Origin of the sequence: Fischerella sp. PCC 9605, from assembly GCF_000517105.1 — a bacterium.
In the GTDB taxonomy this organism is placed as follows: domain Bacteria; phylum Cyanobacteriota; class Cyanobacteriia; order Cyanobacteriales; family Nostocaceae; genus PCC9605.
The window spans coordinates 325,847-345,955 of record NZ_KI912149.1 but is presented as its reverse complement, the minus strand read 5'-3'; the positions used below and the strand labels follow the sequence as shown (position 1 = coordinate 345,955).

Sequence of the window (20,109 nt, the reverse complement as noted above, 5' to 3'; positions counted from 1 at the left end):
CCTGGTTTGGCTTAGTAAATTTTTCAACACCAGACTTTAATAAAAGCTTTTGCGGATCTCTTTGAAGATTCCAGAAAGACTTATTAGTCTTGTTCTGAATGAGTATTCAGAGCCTCCAATGTATACACCTTAAACATTCAAATGAACACACAACTAATCAAAATCATTGAAAAGCCTATCCTCAAAACAGCAGAGCAGCAAGAGGAACTAGAACAGCAATTTTTTCCAAGCGATACTATTAATACTCAAGAGCCAGCACCTGACACAAAGCAAGTACTGAATGTAGAACATCAAGAACCTCATTATATTCCGGTACGCGATCGCCCTACAGTCCAATCTGTTGGCAACTCAGGATGGCAGGTTTCTGATATCTGGAGGGATATTAGAGTAGATGATTTCTGCAATGGATAGCGCACAACTAACTGCCTATCCTTAACCAACCTAAAACTTGGTTGACCTTCTGGTAAAACAGGTAAATGCTCTTTTCCTCAGGGTAGCTCTACCTGTTGCCTTGTTAAGAATAGCAAAATACTGAATTAAGAAGTAAAAAGTAAAAAGTAAAAAGATAATACCCATAAATAAATTGAGGGGAAATAATCACGGACATATTATTTCTCGTGCTACGCATCTCGATTGGGAATGTTTTCCCGATTGTTCCATAAATAAATAATGGTGAAGCGTGACCATTTTTCTTATTCTTTATGAGTGACTTTTAACTTTTAACTTTTGCCTTGTTCGGTCATTCTCTATTGATTCAGACATATTAGTCCCCTTGTGGGGATGAAGTTAGCGCAAATATCCCTCAGTCGTTGCTATCAACGCCTTAAATATTATTGATACTTATCAAATCTCCTCTCAGAAAAGAGCCTCTAGCATTGTATTTGCTGGAAGCTCTATGACTTGTACGTCTTTTATGCGATGTTGTCGTTATTCAATAATTACTAGTTAAATTCAAACCTTTCTTCCATCTAATGACTTAATTATTTAGTTTGAGAATGCTTTGTTCATTGTCTTGGATAATAAATTTCATAAATAGCCTAATTACTGTTAGTTTGAACTGATGAGCTATTCATTTCAAAGTTATTTTATGTACAATATTTTGTAATCTTAATCACAAATAAACTTAACTTTAGCTCCTTTCATTTGACAGAGGTTGTTGGTAATGGCAACTACTAATGTGCTCATTAATGGCTCTCAAAGTGAGCTTGCTTGAGTTTTGGGTTTACAATTTTTCTATATTCAAAGACAAACAATCATATGAATTCTTTGAATCAAGAAGTCTCTATTAAGCCAGATTTAAAATGATTGCGGCAGTTCTCTGATTCAGTTTTTACGCATTTTTTCCAAGGGGTGAATCGGCATAGTGCGCTAACAAATCAGCGGGATCGTCATAAATTGCTTTAGCTCCTGCTAGAGTGGCATCGTCAAAGCCACCACAGCGCAGTGCGATCGCGCCGACTCCAGCCATATTCGCAGATTTGATATCGTAAGGCGTATCACCAAGCATCAAAACTTGGTTAGGCGGCTTATTCAGCTTGCTAAGTGCTGCTTCCACAATATCTGGTGCTGGTTTAGACGCTTCAGCATCGCTTGATGTCGTCGTTACTTTAAGCAAGTCGTCAACCTGGGCAGCTTTGAGTAAAACCTCCATTTCTTGATTTGAAGCTGAACTAGCAACGATTAGCCGCAAGCCAGTTTGCAGCATGTGCTGTATTAATTGCCTTGCACCATTGGCTGGTGAGAGTTTCGGTGCATAATGTTTGAGAAATATTTCTTTGCGCCGTTGGGCGATCGCACCTCCATCGCCTTCCTCATCCGTAAGTCCTGGTACCACTCTGGGTATTAGTTGATCGCCGCCCATACCAATTAGCGATCGCACTTGCTCGAACGACACATCATAACCAAATTCCCTAAATGCATCAACCCAAGATTGAGCGTGGGCATCATTGCTCAAGACAAGCGTCCCATCGATATCTAAAAGCACTGCTTGCAATGCCATATTTAAATTTCCTATTGATATAAATTGAAATTTGCTAATAATTGCAACGTTCTTAAATCCTTGTGTCAGAGAGGCAACTCCTCAGCGCACGGTTAACTACTTAGAGGTTGATGATTCCATTTTGTTTGAGTTTCTTGTAATTCCATAGAATTCTTTTGTTATGTTTTTGTGCATCCTCTGCTGTCATAGTTCCAAACATTCACTAATGACTACATCATTCTTGAGAACTACCTAACATGAAGTTGAACTGTAATTGTGAATACATTCGAGGTTTATGCTATTAGGAAATCATTATGAACTTCCAACAAATCTTTGGTAATCCACCTGAAGCCGAAGCCAGTGCTCCTGGAAGGGTTAATCTACTTGGTGAACATACTGACTATAATGATGGCTTTGTTCTCCCGATCGCAATTCCGCAAAAAACAACAGTGCAAATCGGGTTTAGTAATGATGGACAGCACCATTTTTATTCTCAAAATTTAGACGATCAAGTCAGCATTTTAGAAATCAATCATACGCCGTCTGGTTTTGCAAGTTATATCTTTGGATGTATTCAAGTTTTAAAAAAAGAAGGATATGAGATACCATCGCTGAATTTGTACGTCAAATCTTCGGTTCCTATTGGTTCGGGTTTGTCTAGTAGTGCAGCTTTGGAAGTTGCAACACTGCGGGCAATCCGCCAACTCCTCAACCTTCCTATCAATGATGTCGAAATCGCCCAATTCGCACAGCAAGCGGAAATTCACTACGCTGGGGTGCAATGCGGCATCATGGATCAGATGGCTGCGAGCCTTGCTGACACGGAACATATCTTGTTTCTAGATACTCGTACGCTGTCATCCCGCGTGTTACCTTTCCCAGCAGGAGCAGAGATTGTGGTGATAGATAGTGGTGTGCCTCGCACGCTTGCAAGTAGCGGATATAACCAGCGGCGGGCTGAGTGCGAGCAGGCAGCACAGTTGCTGGGGGTGAAGGCATTGCGAGATATTACCAAGCTAGAAGCAACAGAAGACTTACCCGAACCATTGCGGCGTCGTGCTCGTCATGTAGTTACGGAAAATAACCGTGTCTTGGAGGTTTTGCAAATTTTAGAGACACGACATGTGGCATCTCTACAGCGTTTTGGGGGGTTAATGAATGCATCCCATGCTAGTTTGCGGGATGATTACGAAGTTTCTGTTCCTGCACTAGATACGCTGGTAGAGATGTTGCAAAAAACTCCCGGAGTGTTTGGCGCAAGGCTCACGGGTGCAGGTTTTGGCGGTGCTTGCGTGGCTTTAGTTGCAAAGAGTGAGGGCAGAGCGATCGCAACAAAAGTTCTTGAACAATACAACCATAATGGTTACACAGGACGAGTTTTAGTTCCCCCTACCGATTTTTGATTTTGGAGTAGTCGTTGAAGTTGAAATGGATTATTAAGACGACTGCGATCGCTGCAACTAATTGACGAACCCATTAGAGCGATCGCAGTCTTAAATCCACATCTGTCTTGAAAGTTGGGCATTGGGCATTGGAAGAGAGATTTTCATTCTTTGCTGTGCGCCCCGGTGCATGGGAGTCTTGCACACCTATGCAACACCCCAAGGCAGAGCCTCCAAATCCTCGTTATCAGGTTCAAGCTGGTAACGAGAATTAAGAGCCTCGTAAAGTTTCTAAATTAAGCCACAGGTAAATGTAGAATTGTTATAGTAAAGACAATTCTCCTGACAATACACCTAGTGTTAATTCTCTACACCAGAAGAGCAGTAATTTTCAAAGTCTCCTAGCTCTAGGCTCAAACCATCATCAGCAGACGGCTCTAGCGAGGTTGTGGGTAATCCTCGAATCAGTTCTCGAATCACATCTGTTGTTGGTCTACCTGTTTGATCGCAATACTTTTCAAGCTTCTCGACTTCAGCTGAAGCCAAGTTTATGGTCATTCGCTTTGTTGTCCATTTTTTGTTCATACGTCTCATAATTAAGGTAATCTAAACATCACTTACATCGTCTAAGCAAGCTAACCCTGATTTAAGCGCATTAATCAAAAGCAGTTTTAGGCGTTGCTGATTGCAAAGTATGAAACTGTTAACATCAGATTTACAATCTACAGCCGTAGAAGCAATTCATGAATTGCTTCTACAAAATTCATACCTCGATTCAGCAACGCCCAGTTTTAACAAAAATTAAGTCGCTAGGGCTATCTTCTGCAAGCAATACAGTATTGGAAGCATATATGGTTGATAAATCATCATTTTTGCCCGGATGCCCACTTTAATTGCTTCTAATGCTTGTTGTCTTCTACTAAAAGGATGAATTTAAGTATCAAGTTAACTTGTAGCTTCAATTACAATCAGCTTCAAATGGGATAGTAGAACAAAATCCAACCTTGGCAATTTTTCAATATCAAGTGCTGGATTGGTCAGACAAGTTGAGCGTATTCCATCACCCAGATGTACGTGATCTCCCTGACGGAAAAAGTTAGGGTCAGTCAAAATTGTAAATCCTGCATAGCGTATCAGTACAGTTGCAGTACCAATAAAAAAGATAAACCTGTTTTCAAAGTCTGCTGTTTCAGTATCTACAGGTAGAACAAGAGTTTTTGCTTCAGTAATTAGTCAGTTATTAAAAAATAGTAATCATTACAATTTTTGAAAAATTTACTATTATAAAATAATTCTCTACTTTTAGAAAAAATTAGTTGATAGTTATGGCGAGCAGTACCAAATTTACTAGTTTAGTAAGCGCTTAACAAAGTAGTTGAAACTCATCCAAGGGTAATGACACTATGATATTCTCCACAGCAGAATCTACTTGAATGAGCCAGCGTCCGCTAGGGCGATCGCCTGAAAGTAATTCTTCACCACAGATCACTCCAACTTTTCCGGCTACGTATGCTGGATGCAGAATCAAGACTTTTTGTGTGACGGACAGTTGGCGAGACATCAGCATTACCTCAATCCACCTAAAATACTCTCGACTTATTTATCTCCATAAATTGTTAGCTCTTTTGGCTGTAACCGCTTGATTTTGACAGTAATTTCTGCACTTCTTCCTCTTTCAAATCCTCTATGTAACCTTCTTGAGCTTTTTTGGCATTCACAAATAGTCCAAAGTAGTAAATAAACAAATAGAGTTAGTGGTAAAAATTTCAACCAACAAGCTAATCTCAATCACTCAAGATCAGATGTTAAAATCTCTTCAAAATATCTTCAAAACTTCATTCAAAATGATTTTTGCTGGCAGTTATATGTAGGGATAAAAAAATACTTTATCGTTAGTAAAGTAACTGAATTCTGTTTTGCCTAGCTTCTGCCAGAGGAAGTGGTTAAATGTTAAGTTTGTATGTAGCTGTAAATACTTTGTTTCACGGGGACGCTTGGACTGGGGACTGGGAGGAATTGAGGATGGAGATTGTAAAGTGCCCAATCCCCAGTCCCCTTTACTTCATTCCTGCTCAAATTCATAGTTTGTAAATTTCAACACCTTACAATTCTCTGTCACAGTGCGAATTACGTTTTCTGGGACTCCATTGGGAACAGTTACTTGAAGGTCAAAAGTAATCTCTACTTCTGCACCCACCAAACTACTTAAGTGTTGAATTACCTCGTTGGCAATTTGTCCCACATCGCGCTGTAATCGCAATGCATCTAATTTGACTGTGGCATAAAAGCGTTTTGGTGGATCTGCTACAGGTATTTGATGACTAAAAGTTCCATTTGCTGTTTCTCCATCATCAAGATTGACTTTTCCGCCTGGCTTTTCAATTTTATAGACCCCTGTTACTGTTGCTACCAAGGGCTGTGAAATTTGTTCAGCCCCAGGCTGCGTTCGTGTTTTTGCAATCGCTGCTGCATCTGCTTCAAACTGCTGTTGTGCTACTTCTGGTTTGACTATCAGATTTTGACTGCTTAGTGTAACGCTAACATTTTCGGCAGTCTTCAAACCAAGGTAACGTCCTTTCGCTTCATCCCAGCCAGTGGCGTAAGCAAAGTTTTCAGCTATTAGTAAATTTCCTACTCCCTCTTGTATCGCCTGCAATAGTACTTGCTCATTTTTCAAGCGCGGTAAATACAGGTAATAAGCTAAATACTCCCATAATTTTTTTAGGTCGAGATGATTTACCTCACGCCAGAGATAAGGGTCAAGTGCTTCTAAACGTAGGCGGCTGGCGGCATAATTAGTAATTAAATGTTCTTCGTGAATAGCTTTGCGACTCGCTTGCAGGATGGGAGAATCATGCTTTGAGGTGCGAATTTCTTGCCATTCGATTCTACCTTGTGGGTCGGGTTGTGTTGGCACTAAAAGCCAGATGTACGCTTCCTGAATTAAATTTTTAACATGATTGTCAGTTTCCTGTTGTTTCGTCGTCGCTTGGTTACTTTGGGAAACATCTAGGTTCAGGCTTTCTTTATCGCGTACAATCGAGTTCCAAGCGAGATACTGACAAACTGATTTTTCTAGCAATTCCAGTTTTGCCTTGTCAGGTGCAAGGAATAGCAACATATTTTTGCAGTATCGGGGGCTTATTCCTTTATAATTAAGTATTTCCTCTGCTCTAGTAAGAGCGAGAGTGTTTTTTTCCTTACTTTTATGTGGGTATTGCGGTGCTAAAATAACCAATCGGGTAGCCATTTCATCGGGTACATCCGCAGTCGATTCAGGGGCAATATGTACGCCAGCAAATTCGCCACGTTGCTTGTCTGTTCGTAGTCTGCGAATAATTTCCTGCCAGACTTTATCGATATCCTGTTGAATTTGTTCGGCACGATCTTGTGCCAGTCGGGTTACACTGGGTTGGGTTGAGAACCAATAGCGGGTGTTATTGATGTAAAGATACGTTGCTTGGTCGGTGAGGCGGCGCAATGCATCGCTAAAGGTTGCGACACTTTCTCCTGGTTGAACGCAGCCTAATTTTACACGACGGTCTTCTAAACCGCGATTCGCAGCCCGCAAGCTGGGCGCGGAACCAAGGTAAATTGTCCGAGAAACACGACGACAGGCAGAGTAACGTCCTAAATTGGGATTGTTGCGATCGCACTCTAACGGCAACGAATTTAGTCCATCGACATCTTTCTCAATTACTGGCACCCAGTTATCGTCGAGGTAACGTGTTAATTCGGTTTGCACCGAATAGTCATCTATTGGCACATTCGCAGGCATAATTAACAAACTCTTGTCCTGTCCTTCCCACAAGGAATGTATAACCTTTGCCATTAAGCGCAGTACGCCGCGTGTGCGTTGGAATTTGTCTAAGCTTGACCAATCCTCGTAAAGTCGGTCAAATAGTTCTGGGTGAATGGGATAGGCGTTTTCTAGCCGTCTCTTGTAATTCGCTTCCCGACACTCGGAAGGAAATTCTTGTGCTTGGGTTTGATACATCTGCGCGAAGGCACGAATAACAGCATCACGAAAGATAAAATCATTTGGGTCAGTAATTGGTTGAAATAACCGCCGCCGCACTATTTCAAAGCTTTCTTCTGCACTCGCTGGTCGCCAAGGTGATTCAACCCTACCAATTGCATTTTTGAGTCTACTTAATGCTTCTTTGCCGCGATCGCCACCGATTTCATTATCAGAAGCGGGGATACTTACCACCAATAAAGTTTGTGTAGCGTTTTTGGCAGATTCACTCAATGTTTGGGCAAACGTAAAGTGTGTATCAAAATTACCACCCGCCAAATCATTTTCATCGTGCAATTGACGGGCATACGCCACCCATTCATCAATTAATATCAGACATGGTGCATAACGATTAAACAACTGCCGTAAAGTATCGCCAGGATTAGTTGAGGTTTCATCCGCTTCCCGAATCATTTCGTAAGCTTCTCTACCCCCCAATTGCCACGCTAATTCGCCCCAAAGGGTTCGTACAACCGTACCATCGTTTTTACGTATTGGCTGACCAGGAGAAATTTTATTACCTACCAACACCGCTGTTCGTACTTCTTGGGGTGGTATAGTACCATCAGCTGCGGCTAACACTGGTTCAATTCCTGGTAGTTGGGAAACGGGAACACCCATGAACAGGTGATACAGCGACAGCATCGCGTGAGTTTTACCGCCGCCAAAATTCGTTTGTAGTTCGATAACTGGGTCGCCACCTTTACCTGAAAGCCGCAATACAGCATTGACCAAGAGTTGCTTCAAGCCTTCTGTTAAAAATGTACGGCTGAAAAACTCTGTAGGAATGCGGTATTCATCCGAACCTTCATCTAAGTAAACTTGCCAAAGGTCGGCAGCGAATTCGGCTTGTTGGTAACGACCGCTAGCGACATCGGGGTGTGGTGTAACGATGTCGCGCCAAGGCTTTAAACCGCCTGTGGGAGTTCCTTCAAGCGGTTGATGCGTAGCGCGACGCTTTTCCCTTCGGGCTTGTTCGGTAAAGCAAACGCGCAAAAGTTCCTGTTTTTGTTTTTCGACTTCATCAGCTTCCGCTGCGGAAATGGAAGCAAGTAACCGTGCAACGCTATCGAGGGCGCGATGGGTATCATCGGTGGAGAATGTATGGTTGTGTGCCCAGGAATTGCGTGTAACTTTTAGTTCTCCGACTAGATTTTTTTCAAAGTTGCCTAAAGTCTTTTTAAATACCTCACGCCACTGATTCAAAATCAAATTGAGCAGTTCTCCAACATCTTGTTTGAGGATTTGCTCGGTTGTACGGCGCAGGGTGCGGTCTTCGGAAACAAATGGTGCAGCAGCAAGTACCCACTTGTCACCATAATTAGCACGCATTTCCCTTTCCACAAAGGGATATAAACCATCACGTAAAAGTTCTAATCCTCTACCAACGCGATCGCCGTTACTAATAGGCATAGTGATTTTATACAAAGTTGATTTGCCCTCACCCCTGCCCCTCTCCCATCCTGGGAGAGGGGTTATTATTTACTCCCCTTCTCCGAATTTGGGAGAAGGGGCTGGGGGATGAGGGCTATTAGCGGTCAAAGCTTGACGAATAGTGTCTAATGCAACAGATAAATTATTTTCCACTAGATGACTGTTGATACGGACAAACCGCAATCCCAAAGACTCAAGTAATTCCTGACGCTGTTGGTCTAAAATCTTTTGTGACTCATGAATTTCTCCGTCTACTTCGACAATAAGGCGTTCGGCTGCACAAAAGAAATCAACTATAAAGTTTCCTATTGGTTGCTGGCGGCGGAATTTACGACCTTCTAATTTGCGATTTCGCAATGTTTGCCAGAGTATAGCTTCGCTGAGTGTGGGTTCTTTACGAAACTGGCGGGCGACTTCTATCATTTTTTTGCGTAACTCTGGCGAGACTTGCCATTTGTCCGGTATGCCCTCACCCCCAGCCCCTCTCCCATCCTGGGAGAGGGGAGTAGGAGAAGTTTCTTCGCTGTTTGTTGTCTCCTCTCTCCCAACTCTTGTTCCCCCTCTCCCAACTTGGGAGAGGGGGCTAGGGGGTGAGGATAATGAACGCTTTTCAAGTTCCATCTCTAAAACAACGTAATTTGTACTGGTTTTTTTTCCTCTACATCCGCAGTCAGGCGAGAAATTTCCGACCAGGAAATCACTAAGCTGTTGTAAGCAACGCCCTCAGATGCCCAGCCTTTCCTGTCGCAAATGTTATACAGCCGATAAGCTAATTCCCGTGCTGCTTCTCCTATGTTTCCCAGTTGAGATAGCAAACGCGCAGCACTGGTTTCTCCGCCACCGTCTAATAAGGCACGAATCATGTACTGTGTCGCTTCCCAGACGGTAAGGCGGCTATCAGTTTGGGGATTCCAATCTTTACGCAATTCTTCACGGCGCAGCAGTCGGACTTTCCCCGCTTTGGCAACAAGAACGCCAGCGTCTACCATGCCTTGTACGGAGGTATTTTTCGCTTTAGAGAGAGTTTCCGCTTCACCAAATAATCCTTCCTCAAAGGCGTACTGTTCAAACCAAGCCAATGCCCACCGGGTTTCCGCGTCAAATTCGCCTTCTTGTTCGGCGAGGAATTCGTCTAAGGTTTGGTTAATCAGTTGCAGGGCGGTGCGTACCCGCATTGCATTACCATCCGATTCCAGCACCTTACTGTAGCGGGAGTATATTGCCATCCCAGGGCCGATGCTGGCTTGTGCCAAGTCTACCGGGGCGATGTTGCCTTGTTGCAGTTTTTGCAGAGCGTCGGGGAGTTCGCGTTTGAGGGTATTGACGAATTGGCGGCGTGTGGTGGATGGGGCGGTTTCTGGGCGAGGGCGGCAGACGAGGACAATGGATGAGGCGAGGGCATTAGTTCCTATACCGACACTACGATTGCTCAATTCTGTTCGCATAGGTAATGTGCCAGTGATGGTAAAGCCTGCTTTGATTAATCCTTCAAGCATGGTTTCCCATCCGGTTGAAGCGATCGCAGAATTTATTTGATTTTTGTCATTATCTTCTGTTTCAGTCTGTTTGAATGCGTAGAAGACTGAAAATGGATAATCGGGATGTACTGCCTCACGCATTAGCGTAAAAGCTTTATTCAATCCTTCTTCAAAAAACTTTTTAGCTTTTTCTTTATTGCCACCAAATCGATAGGGAGTTGCAACTAATTCTTTTTCTTTTGGAACAGCAATAGTGCGAAAAATATCAGGATAAATAGAGCCTAAAGAACGACGCAGCCAGACATAAAAAAAGTCCGATAGATCGGCATAGCCAATATTGTCGTAATAAGGTGGATCTGTACAGACAACAATTGATTTTGCGTAGTTTAAAATATCTGATGTGGTTGCATCTATTTGTTTAACAACTCCTTTAGTACTACAAGGAGAAATTTCAATGACTTTGGTTATCCAATTAATTGCTCCACTAAAATTACCAGAAGAATCACTAAAAGGACAGCACTCTGCATAGTCCCAAACCATTGGGATTGCTTGGCGGGCAAAAGTATTTCGCATTTTCTCTCCTGCTGAGTTCCAACTACAGATTCCTGACCAGTAGTCTGCACATCTATCAACAGCAAATGCTAAATAAGTAGCAACTGCATCGGCGTAAGCTGTCGCACCTCTACCACCTTCACACAAGGGTTTATCATCATCAGTCATTCCAGCAGCTATTGCATCAGCAAGTAACTTTTGTCGTGCTTCACCAACTAAGTCACAGAAAGTAGTAATAGCTACTAGCTGACGAGGGGTAAATAAATCTGCTGGCGTATCAAGTCCAAAATTTCGACACCAAACATCACGAGGGTTAGGTGAAAGTTCTACATTTAATCCTGTGACATCAGCTTGGGGAATATTTTCTGCACAAGGCGAACACTTTGCTGGCAAATATAATCTTCCTCGTTTTCCTTCAACTATTACTGCTGTTTGTAATGCACCAAGACGCTTTGCCTTTGCTTCTTGAGATACATAATTTCTTGTGGTTACTGTCTTACAAGCAATACACTCAAAAACACCAGATATTCCGTGCTTTAAACCTTTATTAGGGGTTTCATAGTCTTTTGGTGGTGCTTTACTAACACTTAATTCAATCTGTTGATTAAATACCTTCGGAATGAGATAACTTTCTTTTCCTTTCTTTGAGGAAAGAACAAATGAAGACAAAAGAGGCGTATGTATTCCACAACCCGGATTAGGACATTTCACCGTCCTCGCCCACAACCAAGCAATTACCGTTGCTTCACCCCCGTCATACTCCTGCGGTAAATTCACCTTCGGATACAAATGCCCAATTCGCTTAAAAGCCTCATCACGCATCCATTGCCCGTAATAGCGCACATCTTCGGCTAAACCCTGCGCCCCATACCATTTTTGTGTCTTTAAAGAATTTTTGCGAGAATCAGGGTTAACTGGAGGCTGATTTGCAAACTTCGGCGGAATTTCAATCAAAGCTTTGGTAATCAAAACCGCCACTGGATTAATATCACTTCCATACACTTCTAATCCCAATCTCTGCGCTTCTAAAGGTATGGAACCCCCACCGCAAAACGGGTCTAGCACAGGCGGCGGATTATTATTTGTTGATTTGAGAATTTCTGCTTTTGCTGCGTCTAAAACTTCCTGGTTGTTGACATTTTCACACTTTACCAATTGTTCGATAATTTCAAACAGGCGTTTTCGCTCGTTTTCCTGTGCCTCTTCCGTGGGAAATTTATCAGGATGACTCGATGGGTCATCTACCAAAGATGCAAATAATACCGCTCGACAAGCCGCTAACGGTCGTCGCGCCCACCATAAATGTAACGTCGAAGGATGTCCGTGCCGAATTGATTTTTCTCTTGCAGATTCTTTATTGATGGCTTCAAGTGGAAGGGCGACTTCGATTAGCTTCTTGCGGTAGTTCATTTATGCGATACATTTGTATTAATAAATACCGCACTCTAAAATCACAAGTCAAAAATTAGGCATAATAAAAACCGCCCACTTGCGCGGACGAAAAATAAAAACAAGCTAAAAAGCTTATATATGCTTAATTACAGATACTCACAGCAGAGGCTCTGATTAACAATGACGGTGATTTACAAGTGATGTTTTTTACTTACCGCAGTGTAGCTATAGCATCAAAAGTTCGTCAAGTGTACGGCTAAACAAGGTATAAATTAGCTTTGATTGTGCTTCCTTTTTTCCTGAATATTATGCCCTCACCCCTGCCCCTCTCCCAGGATGGGAGAGGGGTGTCTCTTCTCCCCTTCTCCCAAAACGGGAGAAGGGGCTAGGGGATGAGGGTAAATTTACTTGAGCGTTTTAACGCCACAATAGCTGAGAATTTTTGTATCCGCAGTTAACAATGGGCAATGGCGAATTCTAGCTGTAGCGACAATCATTTGGTCAAAAGGATCGCTATGAAATCCACTTAACTGCGTTGAGTCAACAATTATTTGTAATGTCAAATCTAATAACCCTACTCCCGGATAAGCCAAAGCTGCTTCCAGCCATCTATCAATTGCCAAAGGTAAAATCAATCGATTTTTTTCTACCAATTTAGCTACTTCCCAACAAGAAACAATACTTACGCCTATACCATCAGCCTCGTTTTCTTGTAACCATTGTTGATGCTTTGTAGTCAGACGTGTATCTTTCTGAACCCACCACACCCAGATATGCGTATCAATTACAATCATTGCAAAAATTCCCAATCTTCTAATGCAACGGGTTCTGTTGGGTCATCATAGCGATATGGCTGTGTGTCGTGCAGAGGATAACGATTCGTCTGTGCTTGCTGCGCGGTATCTGAATTGGAATTTATATCAGTTTTTAGCTGCCTTCTTGCATGACTAATTTTAATAAAACGAATAAAATCCAGCGCTTCAGTTAGCAACTCTGAAGGTAAAGACTCGATTTCTTGAATTAACAATTCTTTGTTAGTCATTTTGCACCTACCGTAAATGCTTATTCCATTTTTTAAGCGTTTACATTTCAACTCTAAGCTAAAATTATTGCGGTAATGTTCCCTGCTGCCACAATTCCCGTAAATTGTAATTTACACTCGTCACGGCAAAATCTGGCTCTTTCTGAAAGGGACGCCGCACGTAGCGAATGGAACAATTGCTGTCAATTTCCTCTGCGGAAGGTACTTGCACCAGTGCCAAAATGAAATTTTCTGGTTTATTCAGTGCAGTGATAATTTCATTCTTCGTCACCGTCACTGTGTCTGCACCTGCAATTCGTCCTTTTACTTCAATAAATCGTAAGCCCTCACCCCCAACCCCTCTCCCAATTTGGGAGAGGGGAGGCGGAGGCGGGGTGAGGGTACGCGACTCGATATCATAACCACATTTTTCGTGACTCACATCGCGTGGTTCGTAACCTAACCGACGTTCGGCTTCTATCACCGCCGCGATCGCCACACGTTCCACCCGTTCTCTTTCTTTTGCGATCGCCTCGCTACTGCGTGGAGTGCAGAGCGCATCTGATGTAGAAAGGGTATGTGTAACATCTTTACTTAATAATCGTTGCAGCAAACCCACAGACGCTACCAACGCACCTCCAACTACTACAGGTGGTAATGGTGATAACCTACGTTCCTCCTCCAATTCCTCCGTACGCTGCATTAACCGTGCTTGTAACTCATCTGCCCGTTGACGTGCTTTTTCGGAATTCATCTTGGCATTGGGCTTGCCAGCTTCTTCTTGCATTTTCAGTTCTTCAGCCCGAAAGTCCCAGTAATTTATCTCCTTTGTTAATCTGTCTTTGACTGCTGCGATCGTCTTAGCAATCAGTTCCTCCTTGCGCTGTTTTACCTCCTGAAGATGTTGCCCAACAAGGTGAGAAATAGCATAACTTTTTGCCTGTGTATCCAAATCTGTTCGCAGCCAAGATTGTTCCAGCACCGCTTCCACAACAAATTTTTCTTCATCCAACAGGGGGCGATAATTAAGATAAGGTGCGTAACCTGCATTGTTTGCCCTCACCCCCGTCCCCTCTCCCAAGATGGGAGAGGGGTGTTTTTTCTCCCCTTCTCCCGTTTTGGGAGAAGGGGCTGGGGGATGAGGGCTAATCTCTACATACTGCATCCGCCGCGACACCACACGCCGAAAACCATTTGGATTTGTCCGCGCATCCTGGATCGAATGTTCTAAATAAACTAAGGCGCGAACACCTTCGCTGAAGTCGTTCTCATCCACCAAGATAGTGCCTTGTTTCAACAAATCCCGATGACGTTCCAGCGTCAGATCAATAGTGGCATCTAACAGGGGATGTCCGGGACAGATAAAAGCTGCAAGCGGTTTACCAGGAATACTAATCAAATCTTTATCAAAGCAGATGCGTTCGTAGCGCCGCAGCAGTGGTTCTCCCACACCAATTTGCCGTCCTCGGTTGCGGACTGGTGCGGGAACGTGAGTGATTTCGTAGCGCTGGGGTTCTCGCTGGCGCACTGTTCCGCCTAGCTTTTGGAAGGCTTCTAGGAAGAAAGAGGCAATAAAATGTGGTTGCAGTCGCCTTGCTTGCGCTCGTTCCATTTCTTCGCGAATTTGCTGGACTTTAGCAATATCCATTGCATCTCGCGCCAAAGCTCGTTCTTCTAACAGTTCCTGTAGTCGCTGTTGGTCAAGTTTGTTCTGTACAACTTGGTTTAGTCTCGCTTGCACCTCTGGTTTATCGCCATAGCGAATTGCTTCGATCAGTAATTCTCGCAACTCTGTACCAGCGATCGCTTTCCCCAACACGTCAAATACTTTACCACCCAGCGCCTGCTGTTCTATCTCCAACTTTTTCAGCAATGCCAGATACACATCCCCCTCACGGGTTTCCTTTGCTACCAAATTCCACAGGTGGCATACCTCCGTCTGTCCAATCCGGTGAATGCGTCCAAAACGCTGTTCCAGACGATTCGGGTTCCAAGGCAGGTCATAATTTACCATTAAGTGCGATCGCTGCAAGTTAATACCTTCGCCTGCTGCGTCAGTTGCGATTAATACCTGAACTTCCACATCTTGAGTAAACGCTTCCTGCGCCTTACGACGTTCTTCCCGCCCCATACCACCATGAATAGCTACCACTGCTTCAGAACGTCCCAGTAGCGTCCCGATCCTATCTACTAAGTATTTTAAAGTATCTCGATGTTCTGTAAAAATAACTAGTTTACGCCGATGTCCCGCAGCGTTAAACATTTCGGCGTTATTTTGCAGCAGCTTTGAAAGTTCTTCCCATTTCTTATCTGTTCCACCCCGTCGTACTTTTAACGCCAGTTGTTCTAATTCTTGCAAGAGAGCAATTTCTGTTTGTAATTCTGTAATTGTCCGCGATGCAGTCGCTAAGTCAACTACTTCTTGTTCGGTTACTTCTCGTTCCTCGGCGGAAACATCCTCGAAATCATCTTCTATATCTTCTAAATCAATCCGTTTTTCAAAATCGATACTTACACTACTTCCTCGCTTCAATAATTCTTCTTCTCGTAATCGTTTTTGCAACCGTTCCCGACGACGTTTTAGTGATTGATAAATCGCCTCTGGCGAAGAAGCAAGACGACGCTGTAAAATCGTCAAAGCAAAGCCAACTGTACCTTTACGCCCTTCATTTCCTAAAGCATCGGCACGGTTAAATTCCTCACGAACATATCCAGTTACTCGCTTATAAAGTATCGCTTCTAAATTTGAAAGTTCGTATTCTACAGTGTATGCCTTACGTTCTGGGAATAGTGGCTTACTGTCAAATTTCAATAAATCTTCTTTCACTAATCGGCGCATTAAATCAGATGTATCCACAACATGGACACCATCACGGAATTTTCCTTCAAAGCGATCGCCATCTAACAACGCCATAAATAACTGAAAATCTTCTTCCTTACCGTTATGTGGCGTTGCTGACATTAATAAAAAATGCCGCGTCAAACTTGATAACAACTTGCCAAGTTTGTAACGCTTCGTCTCCTTAATTTCACCACCAAAAAACGAAGCTGACATTTTATGTGCTTCATCACAAACCACTAAATCCCAATCTGTTTGCGCTAACTTGGCTTGTAAATCTTGACTGCGGCTGAGTTTGTCCAATCGCACGATTAACAGTGGCATTTCTAGGAAAGCATTTCCTGTCCGTGCAGCTTCAATGCGGTCATTAGTGAGAATTTCAAAAGGCAAGTGAAACTTTTGGTACAATTCATCTTGCCACTGTGCCGCCAAACTACCGGGACAAATTACCAAACAACGATGTAAATCTCCACGGATGAGTAATTCCCGCATCAGCAACCCTGCCATAATTGTTTTACCAGCGCCTGGGTCATCTGCTAAGAGGAAGCGCAGGGGTTGACGTGTCAACATTTCTCCGTAGACAGCAGTAATTTGGTGGGGTAAAGGTTCAACTAGGGATGTGTGAACTGCTAACAGTGGATCAAATAAATGTGCAAGGCGGATGCGATGTGCTTCTGATACCAAACGAAACTTCGCACCATCAGCTGTAAAACTCCAGAGACCACCTTCGGCGACAAGTTCTAGAGTTGCTTCTTTGTCTCGAAATACTAACTCATTGCCTAGCGTACCAGTAGCATCTTTATATGTTAATTCCACAACATCCGACCCATGCCACTGTGCATCAACAATGGTGACGAGACTATTTGGCAAAATACCTTTTACTTGCGTGCCTTTTGTCAGTTCTTCAAGTCTAACCATGTCGAAGCGTTTTCCTTTTTGGTTTGGCTGTGAAAGTACGTATCTTTTCTAAATAGCGAACATGAACTGTAAAATAGAATTATTGTTTTAATTTATACCCAAATTTTGATTATGTCGTTAGCCAGTGCAACAACACCAGAATTGCCCTGGGATATGAGGAGGGTTGAGAACTGTAGGGTCTGGTTTTTGAGATAGTTGTTGTAGTAGCGCCTGTAATGCTGTCTCTGCTGATGGATAAGGGACTTCCAAAAAATAAATTATTCAGTAGGGTGCGTTACGCTGTCGCGTTAACACACCCTACAACCATTGGTTGGAGATGAAGTGATCGCACTCGCACCCACAAAAAACTAAGCAAAAAACTATAAACTATTTTCTTTTAGGAATCACATATCTGATTCCACCTTTAGCACCAATAGCATCACCTTTGTAACGAGGGATAATATGAATACTGGCGTGCATCATATTTTGACCAGCTTCCCGGTTGATGTTCATTCCCACATTAAAACCGTCTGGCTCAAATTCTTGGCTGAGAATTTCTTGCACTTTGTTAACCATCAGCCAACAAGCTGATTGCTCTTTAAACGGTAGCTCAAAATAATTACTAACATGACGTTTTGGAACAACCAAAACATGACCTTTACTTACAGGATAACCATCAAACATAGCATATGCGGTTGCTGATTCGGTTAGTATAGTTAGGTTTTGATAGGGGTTGCAAAATATGCAATGAAGAGAGGAATTCCTCTGTAAGTTATAATGTCTATACTCGTAAATCTCGTAAGATTCATCTAAGTGAATTGATTGAAAAGGAAGTTTGACAATACATTGATATGTAGGTTTTTTGTGGATATAATGTTCTCTAAATCCTTCTCTTTTTATATCCCTTCTTACTGCATAATACGCTTTACCTCCCGGTTTTAATAAGTGTGATACTCCCATGAGAACATTCGCTTGTTCTTCAGGGAATAAAACGTTTAAAACATAAAAGCAAATGATTGTGTCAAATTTATCATGAGGATATTCCGGGAAATAATAAGGATCGTAACCTGTAATATCAAATCCTTTTTGTCGCAATAATTTAACATCATTGCCAAAGCCACAACCAAAGTCTAAGACTTTACCTTTAAGCAAATTCTTATCTAATAAAAACTGTGCAGGTACTGATAGGTAAACTCTTTCTATTGCCGTGAGATGGCTAAATTGATTTTTTTGCTTTTTCATGAAAACATAAATATTCTTGGCAGACTTAAGAGAATGTCTGAAAAGTTGACGATCGGATGCTTCATTACGCTGTCGCTCCGTACCCTGCACCGAATGCTACGCCTACAGCATGACATTTTTGGCTTCTTAGACATCTTCTAAAAGAGGCGATCGCTGATTGCAAGCAAGCGCTGAAGATTAATCCCAAAATACGGTGTCAAGTCGTATGCCTTTATACTAACGACGCAGCTTGGGATATTTGAGAATCACCTGCTTGACTATTTTTCTGTATGTCGTGGTGGTATCCATTTTTTCACCTCTGCTTTTTGGGAATCAATTACTTATATGGCACACCGAATAGAGAATTGGTATAAAGTGTGGCTATATTCTTGAAGCCCTATCACTCCATCTCTCTCTTGACAGGGATAGCGATCGCAATTTTTGATCCAGGTATATCTTCTGAGTTAATTAACGGGACTTAAACAAAACAGGGTATGGGGCATAGGGCAAAGATAATCGTTAAATCCCAATTCCCAATGCCCAATTCTCAATGCCCAATTCCCAGTCCCTAATCACCAGTCCCCAGTCCCTTTTACTGACAATCTTTGACGCACTAAATCAAAAAATTTTTCGTCAACTAAAAGCTGATATCCAAATTCCTGTTGAATATAATTTTGCATCATGTGCAACCAAACAGCAGCGGGCAGATTTTCCAAGAATAAGGCAAATACTCTAGCATTTTTTGCATTTTTCGGTTTGACATACCAAGCTTCAGTGACAATCCCTGCTAAACTTCCTCCTTTCGCACCAAAAGCATCTAATTCTTGTTGGTTACTAGGAAATTCCATTGCCCATTCCAAGTATTCGCGCATAATTTTTACTGCGCCTTGGGAGATTAATAAACCACTATATATTTTTTCCATGATTTGGGCATACTCTCTGGCTGTACCACTACAATTCAAGGCTTGAGCCATCGCTTTTTGCTCTGGAAAACCCAACCATTTTTTTGACTTTATGTATTTGGTTGCTTGGGAACGAAACTCTTGGTAACAGCGCCACATATCGGTCAGATGGTAAACTTCATCTGCATATTCTTGGGGTTGCATAGCTTGGTAAATTTGCAGTCTTTCACTGGCTGTATTGGCAAATTTATGGTTACTCCAGCTTAAAAATTGACCAATGATTGGCAGTGGAGCATCTTGATTTTCTATTGACAATTTCACTAGTAAGTTCTCTATATTTTTCCGTTGCAATCGCTCGATTAAGTAATCAGTTGCAGCGTTATCACTGTAACGAATCATTGCCCAGGTAATGTGTCGTAATTCAATTTGATTTGCTGTATTTATATATCCCTTTGTTCTTAATTCCTTAACAGCATTAGGATGGGCATTGCCATCAGTACCAGGAAGGTAATAAATATCAATATCATACAGATTTACTAACTCATCCGCCAACAGTATTCCCTGCTCTACTTGGCGAGCATATTCTGCTAGTACGAGAATTTTAATGGTCGAAGCAAGGGGACGTTTTTTATCAGCGTTGAAAAAAATGCCATTTGCATAATTGCCAATTTCATAGGCAACTAGCGAAACATCGTTGGCATGAGCAGTAATGTATGCGAGTAAATCTTCAGGGGTTTTTAGTCGCGATGACCATTCTTTCCCTTCTGACAGGACGCTAAATATATCTAAAATGCGAGATATAGTTTGCCATTGCCAAATTGCCAAACCAGTAACTGAAAGTAGCAAAAAGCCAATTCCTAATTCCCAGTATTTTACAAAGTTCAAGCTCATAAGTCTGTCTTTTAGTAAGAGTATAAGGTGGGCAAATATAATTAATTTCACTTTTTTAAATAGTATGAATAAATCTCAAAATCGCCCCAATTATCTCATATGCA

Annotated in this window: 14 protein-coding genes; 2 read left to right on the top strand and 12 right to left on the bottom strand. The window is 42.3% G+C overall.

From position 1 onward, the window contains the following. Nucleotides 1-141: 141 nt before the first annotated feature. On the top strand, nucleotides 142-411 hold the full coding sequence (locus FIS9605_RS0116445; protein ID WP_026733575.1) for a hypothetical protein: 270 nt from the start codon (nucleotides 142-144) through the stop codon (nucleotides 409-411). Nucleotides 412-1,330: 919 nt separating this feature from the next. Here FIS9605_RS0116445 and FIS9605_RS0116440 read toward each other — a convergent pair. Continuing rightward, nucleotides 1,331-1,999, bottom strand: a complete 669-nt coding sequence (locus tag FIS9605_RS0116440; protein ID WP_026733574.1) for an HAD family hydrolase — start codon at nucleotides 1,997-1,999, stop codon at nucleotides 1,331-1,333. A gap of 293 nt (nucleotides 2,000-2,292) precedes the next feature. Here FIS9605_RS0116440 and galK point away from each other — a divergent pair, with 293 nt between their 5' ends. Then, a complete protein-coding gene (gene galK / locus FIS9605_RS0116435; RefSeq protein WP_026733573.1) occupies nucleotides 2,293-3,381 on the top strand; it encodes a galactokinase in 1,089 nt (362 codons plus the stop codon). Between the two features lie 339 nt (nucleotides 3,382-3,720). Here the strand turns inward: galK and FIS9605_RS45305 are convergent, their stop codons facing one another. The 11 genes from FIS9605_RS45305 to FIS9605_RS0116385 all read right to left on the bottom strand — a co-directional run bounded on the left by FIS9605_RS45305 (nucleotide 3,721) and on the right by FIS9605_RS0116385 (nucleotide 20,005). Further along, complete coding sequence (locus FIS9605_RS45305; RefSeq protein WP_051470043.1) at nucleotides 3,721-3,945, bottom strand: hypothetical protein; 225 nt, start codon at nucleotides 3,943-3,945, stop codon at nucleotides 3,721-3,723. A gap of 778 nt (nucleotides 3,946-4,723) precedes the next feature. Continuing rightward, the gene (locus FIS9605_RS0116425; protein ID WP_026733572.1) at nucleotides 4,724-4,927 is read right to left on the bottom strand and encodes a hypothetical protein; all 204 of its coding nucleotides are present in this window, start codon (nucleotides 4,925-4,927) and stop codon (nucleotides 4,724-4,726) included. Nucleotides 4,928-4,976: 49 nt separating this feature from the next. Then, nucleotides 4,977-5,105, bottom strand: coding sequence for a DUF1816 domain-containing protein (locus tag FIS9605_RS46625; protein WP_155960446.1), 129 nt, complete (start codon nucleotides 5,103-5,105; stop codon nucleotides 4,977-4,979). A gap of 317 nt (nucleotides 5,106-5,422) precedes the next feature. Continuing rightward, complete coding sequence (locus FIS9605_RS0116420) at nucleotides 5,423-8,791, bottom strand: Swt1 family HEPN domain-containing protein (protein WP_026733571.1); 3,369 nt, start codon at nucleotides 8,789-8,791, stop codon at nucleotides 5,423-5,425. A 69-nt stretch (nucleotides 8,792-8,860) separates the two neighbouring features. Continuing rightward, the gene (locus FIS9605_RS37260; RefSeq protein ID WP_197036065.1) at nucleotides 8,861-9,433 is read right to left on the bottom strand and encodes an endonuclease domain-containing protein; all 573 of its coding nucleotides are present in this window, start codon (nucleotides 9,431-9,433) and stop codon (nucleotides 8,861-8,863) included. Between the two features lie 2 nt (nucleotides 9,434-9,435). Next, a complete protein-coding gene (locus FIS9605_RS0116410; RefSeq protein ID WP_026733570.1) occupies nucleotides 9,436-12,252 on the bottom strand; it encodes a DUF1156 domain-containing protein in 2,817 nt (938 codons plus the stop codon). Nucleotides 12,253-12,638: 386 nt separating this feature from the next. After that, nucleotides 12,639-13,028 carry a type II toxin-antitoxin system VapC family toxin gene (locus FIS9605_RS0116405; RefSeq protein WP_026733569.1) on the bottom strand — a complete coding sequence of 130 codons (390 nt, stop codon included), beginning with the start codon at nucleotides 13,026-13,028 and terminating at the stop codon, nucleotides 12,639-12,641. Beyond that, entirely contained in the window at nucleotides 13,025-13,276 is a 252-nt protein-coding gene (locus FIS9605_RS0116400) for a hypothetical protein (RefSeq protein ID WP_026733568.1), read from the bottom strand. The genes FIS9605_RS0116405 and FIS9605_RS0116400 overlap by 4 nt, the downstream gene beginning before the upstream one ends. A 64-nt stretch (nucleotides 13,277-13,340) precedes the next feature. Then, on the bottom strand, nucleotides 13,341-17,012 hold the full coding sequence (locus FIS9605_RS0116395) for a helicase-related protein (protein WP_026733567.1): 3,672 nt from the start codon (nucleotides 17,010-17,012) through the stop codon (nucleotides 13,341-13,343). 366 nt (nucleotides 17,013-17,378) lie between these two features. Continuing rightward, on the bottom strand, nucleotides 17,379-18,233 hold the full coding sequence (locus tag FIS9605_RS0116390; RefSeq protein WP_026733566.1) for an HIT family protein: 855 nt from the start codon (nucleotides 18,231-18,233) through the stop codon (nucleotides 17,379-17,381). 551 nt (nucleotides 18,234-18,784) lie between these two features. After that, nucleotides 18,785-20,005 (bottom strand): serine hydrolase, encoded by a 1,221-nt coding sequence (locus FIS9605_RS0116385; protein ID WP_026733565.1) that lies wholly within the window; start codon nucleotides 20,003-20,005, stop codon nucleotides 18,785-18,787. Nucleotides 20,006-20,109 lie beyond the last annotated feature (104 nt).

Coding starts and splice junctions, on each gene's coding strand:
- FIS9605_RS0116395 (WP_026733567.1), bottom strand. CDS start 17,012: ATGGTTAGACTTGAAGAACTGACAAAAGGCACGCAAGTAAAAGGTATT.
- FIS9605_RS37260 (WP_197036065.1), bottom strand. CDS start 9,433: ATGGAACTTGAAAAGCGTTCATTATCCTCACCCCCTAGCCCCCTCTCC.
- FIS9605_RS0116390 (WP_026733566.1), bottom strand. CDS start 18,233: ATGAAAAAGCAAAAAAATCAATTTAGCCATCTCACGGCAATAGAAAGA.
- galK (WP_026733573.1), top strand. CDS start 2,293: ATGAACTTCCAACAAATCTTTGGTAATCCACCTGAAGCCGAAGCCAGT.
- FIS9605_RS0116405 (WP_026733569.1), bottom strand. CDS start 13,028: ATGATTGTAATTGATACGCATATCTGGGTGTGGTGGGTTCAGAAAGAT.
- FIS9605_RS0116400 (WP_026733568.1), bottom strand. CDS start 13,276: ATGACTAACAAAGAATTGTTAATTCAAGAAATCGAGTCTTTACCTTCA.
- FIS9605_RS0116385 (WP_026733565.1), bottom strand. CDS start 20,005: ATGAGCTTGAACTTTGTAAAATACTGGGAATTAGGAATTGGCTTTTTG.
- FIS9605_RS0116410 (WP_026733570.1), bottom strand. CDS start 12,252: ATGAACTACCGCAAGAAGCTAATCGAAGTCGCCCTTCCACTTGAAGCC.
- FIS9605_RS0116425 (WP_026733572.1), bottom strand. CDS start 4,927: ATGCTGATGTCTCGCCAACTGTCCGTCACACAAAAAGTCTTGATTCTG.
- FIS9605_RS45305 (WP_051470043.1), bottom strand. CDS start 3,945: ATGAACAAAAAATGGACAACAAAGCGAATGACCATAAACTTGGCTTCA.
- FIS9605_RS0116445 (WP_026733575.1), top strand. CDS start 142: ATGAACACACAACTAATCAAAATCATTGAAAAGCCTATCCTCAAAACA.
- FIS9605_RS0116420 (WP_026733571.1), bottom strand. CDS start 8,791: ATGCCTATTAGTAACGGCGATCGCGTTGGTAGAGGATTAGAACTTTTA.
- FIS9605_RS0116440 (WP_026733574.1), bottom strand. CDS start 1,999: ATGGCATTGCAAGCAGTGCTTTTAGATATCGATGGGACGCTTGTCTTG.